The organism is Streptomyces similanensis (assembly GCF_039543625.1).
Classification (GTDB): Bacteria; Actinomycetota; Actinomycetes; order Streptomycetales; family Streptomycetaceae; genus Streptomyces; species Streptomyces similanensis.
The window spans coordinates 92,223-106,342 of the sequence record NZ_BAABKC010000147.1 but is presented as its reverse complement, the minus strand read 5'-3'; the positions used below and the strand labels follow the sequence as shown (position 1 = coordinate 106,342).

Here is a 14,120-nt window from a genome sequence, read left to right as displayed (position 1 = left end):
GCTGCGGCACTGGATGGACCACGGCGTGCGGATCTTCCGCGTCGACAACCCCCACACCAAACCGGTGGTGTTCTGGGAACGCGTCATCGGCGAGATCAACGCCGCCGACCCCGACGTGATCTTCCTGGCCGAGGCGTTCACCCGCCCCGCGATGATGCACACCCTGGCCCAGATCGGCTTCCAGCAGTCCTACACCTACTTCACCTGGCGCACCACCAAAGAGGAACTGACGGAGTACCTCACCGAACTGTCGGGGGAGGCCGCCTCCTACATGCGGCCCAACTTCTTCCCCAACACCCCCGACATCCTGCACGCCTACCTCCAGCACGGCGGCCGCCCCGCCTTCGAGGTCCGCGCCGTCCTCGCCGCCACCCTCGCCCCCTCCTGGGGCATCTACAGCGGCTACGAACTCTGCGAGAACACCCCCCTCAGGCAGGGCGGCGAGGAATACCTCGACTCCGAGAAGTACCAGCTCAAACCCCGCGACTGGGCCGCCGCCGAACGCGAGGGCCGCTCCATCGCCCCCCTCGTCACCCGCCTCAACGACATCCGCCGCCGCAACCCCGCCCTGCACCGGCTGCGCAACCTCCGCTTCCACCACGCCGACAACGACGCCGTGATCGCGTACTCGAAGCGGAGCGGATCGAACACGGTTCTGGTGGTCGCCAACCTCGACCCGCACCACACCCAGGAGGCCACGGTCTCGTTGGACATGCCGCAACTCGGCCTGGAATGGCACGAGTCGGTGCCGGTCCGCGACGAGCTCACCGGCGAGACCTATCACTGGGGCAGGGCCAACTATGTGCGTCTCGGACCGGGCGGGGCACACGTCCTCGTCGTCGGCCCCGAGCCCGGGGGCCGGTCCCCGGACGAGCACGGCACGGTTCTGCGACCGTCCAACCCGCAGATCGGAGGGTCACCCACCATATGATCGTCAATGAGCCCGTTCCGGACACCTTCGAGGACACACCCGCCAAGGACCGTGACCCGGAGTGGTTCAAGCGCGCGGTCTTCTACGAGGTCCTCGTCCGCTCCTTCCAGGACAGCAACGGCGACGGCGTCGGCGACCTCAAGGGCCTGACCGCCAAGCTGGACTACCTGCAGTGGCTGGGCGTGGACTGCCTGTGGCTGCCGCCGTTCTTCAAGTCACCCCTCAGGGACGGCGGTTACGACGTCTCCGACTACACCGCGGTCCTCCCCGAGTTCGGCGACCTGGCCGACTTCGTGGAGTTCGTGGACGCCGCCCACCAGCGCGGCATGCGCGTCATCATCGACTTCGTCATGAACCACACCAGCGACCAGCACCCGTGGTTCCAGGAGTCCCGCAAGGACCCCACCGGCCCCTACGGCGACTACTACGTGTGGGCCGACGACGACAAGCAGTACCAGGACGCCCGGATCATCTTCGTCGACACCGAGGCGTCCAACTGGACCTACGACCCGGTGCGCAAGCAGTACTACTGGCACCGCTTCTTCTCCCACCAGCCGGACCTCAACTACGAGAACCCGGCCGTGCAGGAGGAGATGATCTCCGCGCTGAAGTTCTGGCTGGACCTCGGCATCGACGGGTTCCGGCTGGACGCGGTGCCGTACCTGTACCAGGAGGAGGGCACCAACTGCGAGAACCTGCCCGCCACGCACGACTTCCTGAAGCGGGTGCGCAAGGAGATCGACGCGCAGTACCCGGACACGGTGCTGCTGGCGGAGGCCAACCAGTGGCCGGAAGACGTCGTCGACTACTTCGGCGACTTCGCCGGCGGCGGCGACGAGTGCCACATGGCGTTCCACTTCCCGGTGATGCCGCGCATCTTCATGGCGGTGCGCCGAGAATCGCGCTACCCGGTCTCCGAGATCCTCGCCAAGACCCCGCCGATCCCCTCCAGTTGCCAGTGGGGCATCTTCCTGCGCAACCACGACGAGCTGACCCTGGAAATGGTCACCGACGAAGAGCGCGACTACATGTGGGCGGAGTACGCGAAGGACCCGCGGATGCGCGCCAACATCGGCATCCGCCGCCGCCTGGCGCCGCTGCTGGACAACGACCGCAACCAGATCGAGCTGTTCACCGCCCTGCTCCTGTCGCTGCCCGGCTCGCCGATCCTGTACTACGGCGACGAGATCGGCATGGGCGACAACATCTGGCTCGGCGACCGCGACGCGGTGCGCACCCCCATGCAGTGGACCCCGGACCGCAACGCCGGCTTCTCCTCCAGCGACCCCGGCCGGCTGTTCCTGCCCACGATCATGGACCCCGTCTACGGCTACCAGGTCACCAACGTCGAGGCGTCCATGTCGTCGCCCTCCTCGCTGCTGCACTGGACCCGCCGCATGATCGAGATCCGCAAGCAGAACCCCGCCTTCGGACTCGGCTCCTACACCGAACTGCAGTCCTCCAACCCGGCGGTCATCGCCTTCCTGCGCGAGTACGAGGACGACCTCGTGCTGTGCGTGCACAACTTCTCCCGCTTCGCCCAGCCCACCGAACTCGATCTGAGCGCCTTCCACGGCAGGCACCCGACGGAGCTGTTCGGCGGGGTGCGCTTCCCGGCCATCGGGGAGCTGCCGTATCTGCTGACCATGGCCGGACACGGCTTCTACTGGTTCCGGCTCCGCAAGGACGCCACGGTCTAGCCCGCCGCTCCGCGCGGGGCCGGGACCGCCGGCCTCCGCCCGGACGCGGGCCCGGCCCGCGTCCGGAGGCGGCGGACGATCCCCGACGTGATCCGGACGCGGGGCCCCGGCCCCCGGGCGGGGCGGTTTCCGCCGCCCCGCCTGTGGGCACGCGTGAGTCACACCCGACCAGCGATTGGACGCGACGCCATGTCGGAAGCGACGCCGCAAGCCGTCACCCGCTCCGCCGCCACCGGCGGTCCCGGCCTCCTGGCCTCGCTCGACCCGCTGCTGCGGGAGTGGCTGCCCCGGCAGCGCTGGTTCGCGGGCAAGGGGCGGCCGGTCACCGGGTTCTCGCTGGTCGCGGCCACCGAGCTGCTGCCCTTGGACGCGAAGCTGGGCCTGTACCACCTGCTGGTGCGCGCCCACCAGCCGCTGCCGCCCGTGCAGGGCGGCGGCGTCCCGCACCCCGGCGACTGCTACCAGCTGCTCATAGGCGTGCGCGAGGCGCTGCCGCCGAGGCTGGCGCCCGCGCTGATCGGCCACGTCCACGAGGGCCCGCTCGCCGGCCGCACCGTGTACGAGGCCCTGTACGACCCCCGGCCCGCCGAAGTGATCCTGGAGGCGCTGCGCGCCCAGGCCCGCGTCGGCGGGCTGCGCTTCGAGCGGCGCGAGGAGATACGTTCCGACCTGGTGCCCCGGCTGGTGACCGCCGAGCAGTCCAACTCGTCGGTGATATACGGGGACGCGTTCATCCTCAAGCTCCTGCGCCGCGTCCTGCCGGGCGTCAACCCGGACCTGGAACTGCCGCTGGCGCTGGCCCGCGAGGGCTGCCCCCGGGTGCCCCCGCCGACCGCCTGGATGAGTGCCGAGGTGGCCGACGAGTCGTACCTGCTCGGCGTGCTCCAGCCGTTCGTGCAGGGCGCCACCGACGGCTGGGAGCTGGCGCTGCGCGGGCTGGCCAAGGGCGAGGACTTCAGCGCGGAGGCGCGGGCGCTGGGCCGTGCGACGGCCGAGGTGCACACCGCGCTGGCCCGGGCGCTGCCCACGGTCACCCTGGCCCACCTCCAGGTCCAGTCGCTGGTCGACGGCATGACCGAGCGGCTCCAGGCGGCCGCGCAGGCGGTGCCCGCGCTGCGGCCGTACGCCCCCGGGTTGCAGTCCGCCTTCGACGCGCTGGCCGATCTCGCCGCCGAGGGCCACACCTGGACCGCCCAGCGCGTGCACGGCGACCTCCACCTCGGGCAGTGCCTGCGCTCGGCGTCCGGCCAGTGGTCGCTGATCGACTTCGAGGGCGAGCCGGCGAAGCCGCTGGCCGAGCGGCGGATGGCGCAGCCGGTGGCGCGGGACGTCGCCGGGATGCTGCGCTCCTTCGACTACGCGGCGCACTCGGCCGGCGGCCCGCCCGCCCCGGCCTGGGCAGCGGCCTGCCGGGCCGCGTTCTGCGCCGGGTACGCCGAGGCCGGCGGGCACGACCCGCGCACCGACCCGGTGCTGCTGCGGGCCTACGAGACGGACAAGGCGATCTACGAGGTCGTCTACGAGGCCCGGCACCGCCCCGACTGGCTTCCGGTGCCGCTGTCCGCCGTACGGCGGCTGGCCACCGACACGGAGGCCGACGCCGGGGCCGGCGCCGGGGCCGACGTCCGCTGACCCACGCACCACCGCATCCGATCTGTTCTGTCCTGCGCCGAGGAGGCTCCGCCCGTGACTGCCCGTCCCCCGTCCAGCGGTCCGGATCCCCAGCGGACGGCCCAGGCCGCCGGTGCCGAACCGCCGGCGGCCGCCAAGAAGGCCGCGAAGAAGACGCCCCCGGCGACGCGGACGGCTCCCGCCCGCGAGGCCGCCGCGAAGAAGGCCGTCACGAAGAAGGCCGCCGTCATGAAGAAGGCCGTCACCACGAAGGCCGCGGCGCGGAGGGCGACCCCGGACACGACGGCTGCCAAGAAGGCCCCCACCGCCGCGAAGAAGGCCCCCGCCGCCAAGACGGTCACCGAGAAGACGGTCGCGGCCAAGACCGTCACCAAGAAGGCCGCCGCGCAGAAGGCGACCCCGGACACGACGGCTGCCAAGAAGACCGCCGCCGCCAAGAAGACGCCCGCCCGCAGGACGGCGGCTGACAAGGCGGTCGCGGCGAAGACCGTCACCAAGAAGGCCACCGCGCAGAAGGCCCTCCCGGACACGGCGGCCACCAAGAAGACGACCGCCGCGAAGAAGACCACCGCCAGGAAGGCGCCCGCGGCGAAGGCCGTGGCGGAAAAGGCAGTGGCGGAGAAGGCCGCGCCGGACGCCGCGGCCGCCGCGAAGAGGACCGTCACGAACAAGGCGGCCGCGAAGAAGGCCGCGACGAAGGCCGTGACGAAGAAGACCGCGGCGAAGAAAGCCGCCGCGAAGAAGGCGCCCGCCGGGGCCGCCTCCGCCGCCGGGACGCCGGGCGGGCACGCGGCGGACGGGACGGTCGCGCCCAGGAACACCCCGCCCTCCCTCTCCCCCGTCTCCCCCGAGGTCTCCCTGGGCGTCTCGCCCGCCGTGGACACCCTGGACCGGGAGCGGCTGCTCACCGGCACGCACCACGATCCGCACGCCGTGCTCGGCGCGCACCCCGTGCCCGGCGGCGTGGCGGTGCGGGCGTTCAAGCCGTACGCGCTCGGTGTCGCCGTCGTCGCCGGGGATCTCCAGGTCGAGCTGCGGCACGACGGCGACGGCTTCTTCTCGGGGCTGCTGCCGCTCGGCGAGGTACCGGAGTACCGGCTGGAGGTGGCGTACGCGGGGACGGTGCAGGTCGCCGAGGACGCGTACCGCTTCCTGCCGACGCTGGGCGAGCTGGACCTGCACCTGATCGGCGAGGGACGGCACGAGGAGCTGTGGCGGGCGCTCGGCGCGCACCCGACGACCCAGCAGGGCGTCGAGGGCACCCGGTTCGCGGTGTGGGCGCCCAACGCGCGGGGCGTGCGGGTGGCCGGCACCTTCAACTTCTGGGACGGCGCCGCGTTCCCGATGCGCTCGCTGGGCGCGACGGGCGTGTGGGAGCTGTTCGTGCCCGGGATCGGCGAGGGCGAGCTGTACAAGTTCGAGATCACCCGGCCGGACGGCTCCATGACGCTGCGCGCGGACCCGATGGCCCGCCGTACCGAGGTGCCGCCGGCCACCTCGTCGGTCATCACCGCCTCCCGCCACGAGTGGCAGGACGAGGAGTGGCTCGCCCGCCGCGGCGAACGGCCCGCGCACGAGGCGCCGTTGTCGGTGTACGAAGTGCACCTGCCGTCCTGGCGGCCCGGTCTGACCTACCGCGAACTGGCCGCCCAACTGCCCGCGTACGTCAAGGACCTGGGCTTCACACACGTGGAGCTGATGCCGGTCGCCGAGCATCCCTTCGGCGGCTCGTGGGGCTACCAGGTCACCGGCTTCTACGCGCCGACCGCACGCCTGGGCAGCCCGGACGACTTCAAGTACCTGGTGGACGCGCTGCACCGGGCCGGCATCGGCGTGATCATGGACTGGGTGCCGGCGCACTTCCCGCGCGACGCGTGGGCGCTCGCCGAGTTCGACGGGCGGCCGCTGTACGAGCACTCGGACCCGCTGCGCGCGGCCCATCCCGACTGGGGCACGCTGGAGTTCGACTTCGGTCGCCGCGAGGTGCGCAACTTCCTGGTCGCCAACGCCGTGTACTGGTGCGAGGAGTTCCACATCGACGGTCTGCGCGTGGACGCGGTCGCCTCGATGCTCTACCTGGACTACTCGCGCGAGCCGGGCCAGTGGCGGCCCAACGAGCACGGCGGCCGGGAGAACCTGGACGCGGTGGCGTTCCTCCAGGAGATGAACGCCACCGTGTACCGCAGGGTGCCGGGCGTGGTGACCGTCGCGGAGGAGTCGACGGCCTGGGACGGGGTCACCCGCGCCACCCATCACCGCGGCCCGAGCGGCTTCGGCGGGCTCGGCTTCGCGCTGAAGTGGAACATGGGCTGGATGCACGACTCGCTGGAGTACATGAGCCACGAGCCGGTCCACCGCAGGTTCCACCACGGCGAGATGACGTTCTCGATGGTGTACGCGTACAGCGAGAACTACGTGCTGCCGATCTCGCACGACGAGGTGGTGCACGGCAAGGGCTCGCTGGTGTCGAAGATGCCGGGCGACTGGTGGCAGCAGCGCGCCAACCTGCGCGCCTACCTCGCCTGGATGTGGTCTCATCCCGGCAAGCAACTGCTGTTCATGGGGCAGGAGTTCGCGCAGGGCGCCGAGTGGTCCGAGGAGCGCGGCCCGGACTGGTGGCTGCTGGACCCGGCTTACGGCGCGGCCGCCGACCACCGGGGCGTGCTCGACCTGGTCCGCGACCTCAACTCCGTCTACCGCGACACCCCGGCCCTGTGGTCGCGGGACGTGCACCCGGACGGCTTCCAGTGGGTCGTCGGCGACGCGGCCGACGACAACGTGTTCGCCTTCCTGCGCTACGACGCGGACGGCTCCCCGCTGCTGGTGGTGTCGAACCTGGCCCCGGTGGTACGGCCGGACTACCGCCTCGGCGTCCCCGACGACGTGCCCGCCTGGCGGGAGGTCCTGAACACCGACGCGGCCCGCTACGGCGGGAGCGACGTGGTCCGCCCGGACCCGGTCAAGCCGGACCCCCAGCCCTGGCACGGCCGCCCCGCCAGCGTCCACCTGACCCTGCCCCCACTGGGCACGGTGTGGCTCCGGCCGGCGTGAGGGCGCGGCCGGCCGCCCGCGCGGGAGGCGGTCCGGGGCGGTGGCGGGGGCCCGGGAGCGGCGGCCCCCGGAACGTCCGCGCCTACCGGGCGAGCGCCTCGGCGAGGGCCGGGGGCAGCGCCTCCACGTGCACCACGCCCAGTCGCTGGGTCGCCCGGGTCAGGGCCACGTACAGGTCGCTCGTGCCGTAGCGGGCGGGCTCTACCACCAGGACGGAGTCGAACTCCAGGCCCTTGGCCTGGCGGGGGTCGAGCAGGACCACCCGCCGGGTCAGGTCGGGCTCGGCGCCGGCCGTCACGTCGTCCAGCCGCGCGGCCAGCCGCCGGTGCAGGTCGCGCGGGGCGATCACCGCGAGCCGGCCCTCGGCCGGGGTGAGTTCGGCGACGGCCTTCTCCACCGCGCCGGGCAGGTCGTCGGTGGCGCGCGCCCAGGGCCGCACCCCCGTGGAGCGGACCGAGCTGGGCGGCCGGAAGGACGGGTGCTCGGCGCGGACCACGGCCGCCGCGAGGTCCATGATCTCGGCCGGGGTGCGGTAGTTGACGCCGAGGCGGGTGTGCTCCCAGCGGTCGCCGACGTACGGGTCGAGGATGTCCGCCCAGGCGCCGACGCCGGCCGCCTCGGCGGTCTGCGCCGGGTCGCCGACCAGCGTCATCGAGCGGGTCGGGCTGCGCCGCATCAGCAGCCGCCACGCCATCGGCGACAGCTCCTGCGCCTCGTCCACGATGATGTGCCCGAACGCCCAGGTGCGGTCGGCCGCCGCGCGTTCGGCGGCGCTGCGGTGGTCGTCCTCCTCGTGCCGCTCGGCGAACCGCTCCGCGTCGATGATGTCGTGCGCGGAGAGCACCTCGGAGGCGTCCGGGTCGCTGTCCTCCTTGTCGTCGAACTCGTAGGTCCGCGAGGCGTAGGACACGTCGAGGACGCCCTGCGCGTAGGCGATCTGCGTCTCCCGCTCGCGTTCGGCGCGGGCGCGCAGCAGCCGGTCGTCCTCGCCGAGCAGTTCGGCGGCCTCGTCCAGCAGGGGGACGTCGGCGACGGTCCAGGCGCGGGTGACCGGGCGGCGGACCGCGGCGGCGTCCGGGGCGGGCAGGTACCCCTCGGGCGCGGCGAGGAAGTCCGCGACCAGCCGCTTCGGGGTGATCCGCGGCCACAGCCGGTCGATGGCCGACCACACCTCGGGGTTCTCGGCCAGTTCGTCGCGGATCTGGGTGATGTCGCTCGGGTCGAGGAGGTTGGAGCCGTCGTAGGGGTCGGTGCCGATGCGTTCGGCGACCATGTCGGTGAGCGTGTTCAGGATGTGGCCCTCGAAGTGCTCGCGGGCCGCGTTGTGCGGCAGCTTCGCGGCGCGGGTGCGTTCGCGGGCGACGTTCACCAGGCCGTCGTCCAGCATCAGGACCTCGCGGTCGTGCTCGACGGCGATCACCGGGTCGGGCAGCGCCTGCCGGTCCCGTACGACGGCGGCGAGCACGTCGGCCATGTCGGCGCGGCCCTTGACGGCGGCGGCCTCGGGGGTGTCGGCGGCGGTGGCCCTCACCCCGGGGAACAGCTCGCCCACGGTGGCCAGCAGGACGCCGGTCTCGCCGAGCGCGGGCAGCACCTCGCCGATGTAGCCGAGGAAGGCGGGGTTGGGGCCGACGATGAGGACGGCCCGCCGGGCCAGCAGCTCGCGGTGCTCGTAGAGCAGGTAGGCGGCGCGGTGCAGGGCGACGGCGGTCTTGCCGGTGCCGGGGCCGCCCTCCACCACCAGCACGCCGCGGTGCGGGGCGCGGATGACGCGGTCCTGGTCGGCCTGGATGGTGCGGACGATGTCGCCCATGCGGCCGGTGCGCGCGGAGTCGAGCGCGGCCAGCAGCACCGCGTCGCCGGTCGGGTCCTCGTGGCCGGTGCGGGTGGCGTCGCCGAGGTCGAGGATCTCGTCGTGCAGGGCGGTGACCCGGCGGCCCTCGGAGGAGATGTGCCGGCGGCGGGTGAGGCCCATCGGGGTGTGGCCGGTGGCCAGGTAGAAGGGGCGGGCGACGTCGGCCCGCCAGTCGATCAGGACGGGCGTGTGCTCGGCGTCGTCGGCGCGCAGGCCGATGCGGCCGATGTGGTGGCTGGTGCCGTCGGCGAGGTCGATCCGGCCGAAGCACAGGGAGCCGTCCACGGCGTTCAGCGCGGCGAGCAGCCCGGAGCGCTCGGCGACGAGGATGTCCCGCTCCAGCCTGGCCTGCAGGGGCTTGTCGCCCTGCGCGAGCGCGTCGGCGACGGAGGACTCGGTGTCGCCGCGCAGCGCGTCCACCCGTGCGTACAGACCGTCGACGAATTCCTGTTCCCGTCGCAATTCACCGTCGGTCAATTCGGTGTTTGACAATTCCGCTCCCGCCCGGATATACTATGCTCACTGAACTTCTTTCGCGACCGTCCACAACAAAGTCGCGAACCACCGAATATACGCAGAGAAATGCCCCGGACGCAATTGTCCGGGGCATTTCCTCGTTTCCGGCGGCGTTTCCGGCGGCCGGCTCAGGAGGTCACGGCACCGGGCGGCGCCGCCTCGCGGGGCAGCACGTCCGGCAGTACGTCCGCCAGCTCCGCCAGCAGCCGCCGCTTGGCCCGGGCGCCCACCATGGACCGCACGGGCTCGCCGTCCCGGAAGACCAGGAACGTCGGCATCGACAGGACCCTGTACGCGTTCGTGGTGTCCGGGTTGCGGTCCACGTTCAGCTGGACCACCTTCAGCCGGCCGGCCTCCTCCGCGGCCAGCGCGCCGAGCACCGGCCCCATCTGCCGGCACGGCGGACACCAGTCGGCGGTGAACTCCACCAGCACCGGCAGCTCGGCCGCCAGCACCTGTCGCGCGAAGTCCGCGTCGGTCACCTCGGACACCCCGGGGGCGTCGCTCATCGTCGCCCTCCTCCCAGTTCGCACACGGGTTCCGGACCCCCCGGAACCAGCGCCTCGGCGGCCAGCCCGTCCCGCGCCGACTCGGCCCGCGCCAGCTGCTCGCCGACCTTCGCCCGTACGGCCGCCAGCTCGGCGATCAGCGCGTCCAGCTCGTCCAGCTTGCGCCGGTACACCACGAGCGACGCCGGGCAGGAGTCGCCCTCCGGGTGCCCGGCCCGCAGGCACTCCACGAACGGCCGGGTCTCCTCCAGGTCGAACCCGAAGTCCTGGAGCGTCCTGATCTGCCGCAGCAGCCTCAGGTCCCCCTCGTCGTACGTGCGGTGCCCGTGCGCGTCCCGCCGCGCGGGCAGCAGCCCCCGCGACTCGTAGTACCGCAGCGCCCGGGTCGTCGTCCCGGTCCGCGCGGCCAGCTCACCGATTCGCATGCCGACGACCGTACGGGTTGACGCCGACGTCAAGGCAACAAGCCGGCGCGGCCGCGCGCGGTCAGACCAGCACGCCTGCCGACTCCTCGACCTCCAGCAGGGAGGCGCTGCGGCGTTCCTCGTCGAAGGCGCGGCGGCCGCCGCGCAGGCCGAAGAGGCGTTTGGCGAGGGCGATGTAGAGGACGGCGAGGATGTTGAGGACCAGGGTGGTGATCTTCAGCGCGCTGATGTGCTCGGTGAGTTCGTAGATCTCCAGCGGCAGGAAGGCGGCCGTGGCGACCACCGTCAGGTACTCCGCCCAGCGCTCGGCGTACCAGAGGCCGACCGCCTCGACGATCTCGATCAGCGCGTAGGCCAGCAGCAGTCCGGCCACCAGCAGCAGGGTGGAGTGCCGGTACCCGAAGCTCTTCTGGACGGTGCCGACGACCGGCGAGTGGTCGAGGTCGTAGTGGAAGTGCCGGAAGACCGGGCGCAGGACGTCCAGGTACTCGTCGAACAGCCGGCGCACCGCGTCCTGGCTGTTGCTGAACTTCCACACCGCGACCGCGACCAGCACGATGAACACGCCGCGCACCGCCCGTTCGACGGCGAGGAAGCGCAGGATGAACAGGTCCCGCAGCACCTTGCCGCGCGGCACCAGCGGGGCTTCGGCGGCCGGTCCCGAGCCGTGCGGGTCGCCGAGCACGAAGTCGCCGCAGCGCAGGCAGCGCCAGACCTCGCCGAGCGCGGTGTCGGCGTGCAGCCGGATCCGCAGCCGGGGGTCGTCCGGCGCGTAGGTCACGTGCCCCTTGCGTGCGCAGGTGCGCCGGTCCCAGTCGATCGCCATCCCCCGTTGCCTCCCTCATCCGTGTCCGGTGCGCGCACCGCCGTGCCGCACCCGGACGGTACGGCACGGCGCGTCGGTGCGCCGCCCGGTGAGAGACGACGTACGGGGGCGTTCAGTTCACCGCGCTGTCCGCCGGCTCCTGCGCCTCCTCCTCGGCCGGCTCCGGCTGCGGGGCGGTGCCGCGCGGCAGCAGCAGGGCCACGGCCACGGTGCCGACGCCGAGGACGATCGCGCCGACCAGGCTGGTGCGGGCGACCGCGTCCGCGAAGGCGGAGCCGACGGCGTCCTTCATCTGCCGGGCGCCCTCGGCGAGCTGTCCGGCCTGCGCCTTGAGCTGGGCGGCCTGCTGGGGGTCGCCCGCGTGGGCGGCCTGGGCGGCGAGCTGGCGCGCCTTGTCGCCGATGCCCTGGGCGACGGCGTATCCGGCGCCGACCGAGTCCTGCGCGGTGGCCAGGGCGTTCGCCGGCAGGCGGCTGCCGGCGGTGGCGTCGGAGAGGCGGTCGGAGTAGGAGGTGGCCAGCAGGGAGCCGAGGATGGCGATGCCGAGCGAGCCGCCCAGCTCCAGCGAGGTGTCGTTGACGGCGCCGCCGACGCCCAGCTCGGACTCCGGGAAGGAGCCCATGATCGCGTCGGTGCAGGGCGACAGGGCGAGGCCGATCGCCAGGCCCAGGACGACCAGCGGGAGCACGAAGTCGCCGTACGCCGAGGAGCCGTCGACCCGGGTCAGCAGGGCGAGCGCGGCGGTGCCGCCGACCATGCCCGCGCCGACCGTCCACTTCATGCCGACGCGCGGGGTGAGGTAGCCGGTGAGCGCGGAGCCGGCGAAGACCGCGCCGGCCAGCGGCAGCATGCGCACGCCGGTGGCGAGCGCGTCGTAGCCCAGGACGAACTGGAGGTGCTGGGTGAGGTAGTAGAAGGCGCCGAAGACGGCGAGGAAGAACAGGGCGACGGCGAGGTTGGCGCCGGCGAAGCGGCGGTGGGCGAAGCGGCGCACGTCGAGGAGGGGGCGCGGGTGGCGCAGCTCCCACAGCACGAAGGCGACCAGGCCGGCGCCCGCGACGGCCGCGGCGGTGATCGCCTTGACGTCCCAGCCGAAGTGCGGGCCCTGGATGATCATGTAGACGAGGGCGCCGGTCCACAGCACCGACAGCAGGCCGCCGACGTAGTCGATCCGGTCGTGGTGGCCCGCCTTGGACGGCGGGACGAGGACGAGGGCGGCGACCAGGGCGACGGCGGCGACGGGCACGTTGATCAGGAATGTGGAGGCCCAGCCGTGGTTCCTGAGCAGCGCGCCGGCGACGACCGGGCCGGCCGCGATGGCGAGTCCGGCGGTGGCGGTCCACAGGGTGATCGCCTTGGCGCGTTCGGCGCGCGGGAAGGTCGCGGCGAGCAGGGAGAGCGTGGCCGGCATGATCAGCGCGGCGCCGAGGCCCATCACGGCGCGGGCCGCGATGACGGTGGCCGCGCTGCCGGCGAGGTAGCCGAAGACGGCGCCGCCGCCGAACACCAGCAGCCCGAGGACGAGGGCGCCGCGGCGGCTGTACTTGTCGCCGATCGCGCCGAGCAGCAGCATCAGCGCCGCGTACGGGACGGTGTAGCCGTCGATGACCCATTGCAGGTCGGCGCTGGAGAGGCCGAGGTCGCGGGTCATGTCGGGCGCGGCGACGGTGAGGGCGGTGTTGGCCATCACGATGATCAGCAGGCTCAGGCAGAGCACGAGCAGCGCCCACCAGCGCCGGGCGTAGGGGCGGTCCGTCCGCTCGACCGGTTCGTTCACGACGAGTCGCATGGGCAGGGGTCGCCTTCCTCGGGTACGCGACAGAGATTGCACAGGCGTGTGCACTTACACAACCCTGTGCAATGTACGTTGGTGCACAGGGCTGTGCAAATCGAGGGAGGTAGCAGAATGTCAGCCATGACCACGGGTAACAGCACTCGCGCCGACGCGAACCGCCGCCGCATCCTCGACGTCGCCCTCGCCGAGCTGCTGCGCGACCCCGACGCCTCCATGGACCAGATCGCGCGCGCCGCGGGCGTCGTACGGCGCACCGTGTACGGCCACTTCCCCAGCCGCGAGGCGCTGATCAGCACCCTGGTGGACGACGCGGTGCAGGCGCTGGCGGAGGCGCACGCGGCGGGGCGCGCGGGCGTCGCGGACCCGGCGGAGGCGGTGGCCCGCTCGGTGCTGGCCATCTGGCCCATCGCCGACCGCTACCGGCTGCTGGTGGCGCTCGCCCAGCGCACGGTCACCATGGAGGGCATCCGGGAGCGGCTCGCGCCGGTCCGCACGGCCTGCGCGGACCTCCTCCGGCACGGCATCGAGCGGGGCGCCTTCAGCTCGCCGCTGCCCGCCGCCGCGCTGGCCCACGTCCACGAGCAGATCCTGTTCGCCCTGATGGAGGCCGTGAACGACGGACTGCTCCCGGCGCACGAGGCCGGCCGTTCGGCCGCCGTGACGGTCCTGACGGCGGCGGGGGTGCCGGCGGCGCCGGCGGACGCGCTGGTCGCCCGGCTGACGGACTGACCGGCCCGCGGACGGCCGGCGAGGGGCACGGCGAAAGGCCGGACGCCCGGCCAGGGTTCAGGCGAGGCCGGGCGTCCGGAGCGAGAGGGTTCCCGCACGGCGCGGGAGCCGGCGGACGGGCCTTGTTCGTCGTTCGTCGCAGGCCGCCGGA

10 protein-coding genes are annotated in these 14,120 nt (G+C 72.9%); 5 read left to right on the top strand and 5 right to left on the bottom strand.

The features are described 5' to 3' along the window. From ABEB07_RS38365 to glgB, 4 genes are all read left to right on the top strand, one after another. Positions 1 to 931: alpha-glucosidase C-terminal domain-containing protein (locus ABEB07_RS38365; protein ID WP_345672672.1), on the top strand; the 931-nt coding region annotated here is incomplete at its 5' end. Then, positions 928 to 2,631 carry a maltose alpha-D-glucosyltransferase gene (treS, locus tag ABEB07_RS38360; RefSeq protein ID WP_176150549.1) on the top strand — a complete coding sequence of 568 codons (1,704 nt, stop codon included), beginning with the start codon at positions 928 to 930 and terminating at the stop codon, positions 2,629 to 2,631. The genes ABEB07_RS38365 and treS, both read left to right, overlap by 4 nt. Positions 2,632 to 2,820: 189 nt before the next feature. Beyond that, positions 2,821 to 4,263, top strand: a complete 1,443-nt coding sequence (locus ABEB07_RS38355) for a maltokinase N-terminal cap-like domain-containing protein (RefSeq protein WP_176150548.1) — start codon at positions 2,821 to 2,823, stop codon at positions 4,261 to 4,263. A gap of 54 nt (positions 4,264 to 4,317) precedes the next feature. Then, positions 4,318 to 7,314 (top strand): 1,4-alpha-glucan branching enzyme, encoded by a 2,997-nt coding sequence (gene glgB, locus ABEB07_RS38350; protein ID WP_345672671.1) that lies wholly within the window; start codon positions 4,318 to 4,320, stop codon positions 7,312 to 7,314. Positions 7,315 to 7,396: 82 nt separating this feature from the next. On the opposite strand, the gene ABEB07_RS38345 is transcribed toward glgB, so the two are convergent. From ABEB07_RS38345 to ABEB07_RS38325, 5 genes are all read right to left on the bottom strand, one after another. Further along, complete coding sequence (locus ABEB07_RS38345) at positions 7,397 to 9,661, bottom strand: HelD family protein (RefSeq protein WP_345672670.1); 2,265 nt, start codon at positions 9,659 to 9,661, stop codon at positions 7,397 to 7,399. A 152-nt stretch (positions 9,662 to 9,813) separates the two neighbouring features. Further along, positions 9,814 to 10,194 (bottom strand): thioredoxin family protein, encoded by a 381-nt coding sequence (locus ABEB07_RS38340; protein WP_345672667.1) that lies wholly within the window; start codon positions 10,192 to 10,194, stop codon positions 9,814 to 9,816. Next, positions 10,191 to 10,619: a MerR family transcriptional regulator gene (locus tag ABEB07_RS38335; protein WP_164584491.1), complete on the bottom strand. Its 429-nt coding sequence runs from the start codon at positions 10,617 to 10,619 to the stop codon at positions 10,191 to 10,193. The genes ABEB07_RS38340 and ABEB07_RS38335 overlap by 4 nt, the downstream gene beginning before the upstream one ends. Before the next feature lie 61 nt (positions 10,620 to 10,680). Then, positions 10,681 to 11,445: a DUF2127 domain-containing protein gene (locus ABEB07_RS38330; protein WP_176150546.1), complete on the bottom strand. Its 765-nt coding sequence runs from the start codon at positions 11,443 to 11,445 to the stop codon at positions 10,681 to 10,683. 112 nt (positions 11,446 to 11,557) lie between these two features. Beyond that, positions 11,558 to 13,234 (bottom strand): MFS transporter, encoded by a 1,677-nt coding sequence (locus ABEB07_RS38325; protein ID WP_345672665.1) that lies wholly within the window; start codon positions 13,232 to 13,234, stop codon positions 11,558 to 11,560. Positions 13,235 to 13,351: 117 nt separating this feature from the next. Between ABEB07_RS38325 and ABEB07_RS38320 the strand changes: the two genes are divergently transcribed. After that, positions 13,352 to 13,969: a TetR/AcrR family transcriptional regulator gene (locus ABEB07_RS38320; RefSeq protein ID WP_176150544.1), complete on the top strand. Its 618-nt coding sequence runs from the start codon at positions 13,352 to 13,354 to the stop codon at positions 13,967 to 13,969. The last annotated feature ends 151 nt before the right edge of the window (positions 13,970 to 14,120 follow it).

What these genes read in the sequence shown, in the direction of transcription:
- ABEB07_RS38320 (WP_176150544.1), top strand. Translation starts at nt 13,352, where the DNA reads ATGTCAGCCATGACCACGGGTAACAGCACTCGCGCCGACGCGAACCGC.
- ABEB07_RS38340 (WP_345672667.1), bottom strand. Translation starts at nt 10,194, where the DNA reads ATGAGCGACGCCCCCGGGGTGTCCGAGGTGACCGACGCGGACTTCGCG.
- ABEB07_RS38355 (WP_176150548.1), top strand. Translation starts at nt 2,821, where the DNA reads ATGTCGGAAGCGACGCCGCAAGCCGTCACCCGCTCCGCCGCCACCGGC.
- treS (WP_176150549.1), top strand. Translation starts at nt 928, where the DNA reads ATGATCGTCAATGAGCCCGTTCCGGACACCTTCGAGGACACACCCGCC.
- ABEB07_RS38330 (WP_176150546.1), bottom strand. Translation starts at nt 11,445, where the DNA reads ATGGCGATCGACTGGGACCGGCGCACCTGCGCACGCAAGGGGCACGTG.
- ABEB07_RS38335 (WP_164584491.1), bottom strand. Translation starts at nt 10,619, where the DNA reads ATGCGAATCGGTGAGCTGGCCGCGCGGACCGGGACGACGACCCGGGCG.
- ABEB07_RS38325 (WP_345672665.1), bottom strand. Translation starts at nt 13,234, where the DNA reads ATGCGACTCGTCGTGAACGAACCGGTCGAGCGGACGGACCGCCCCTAC.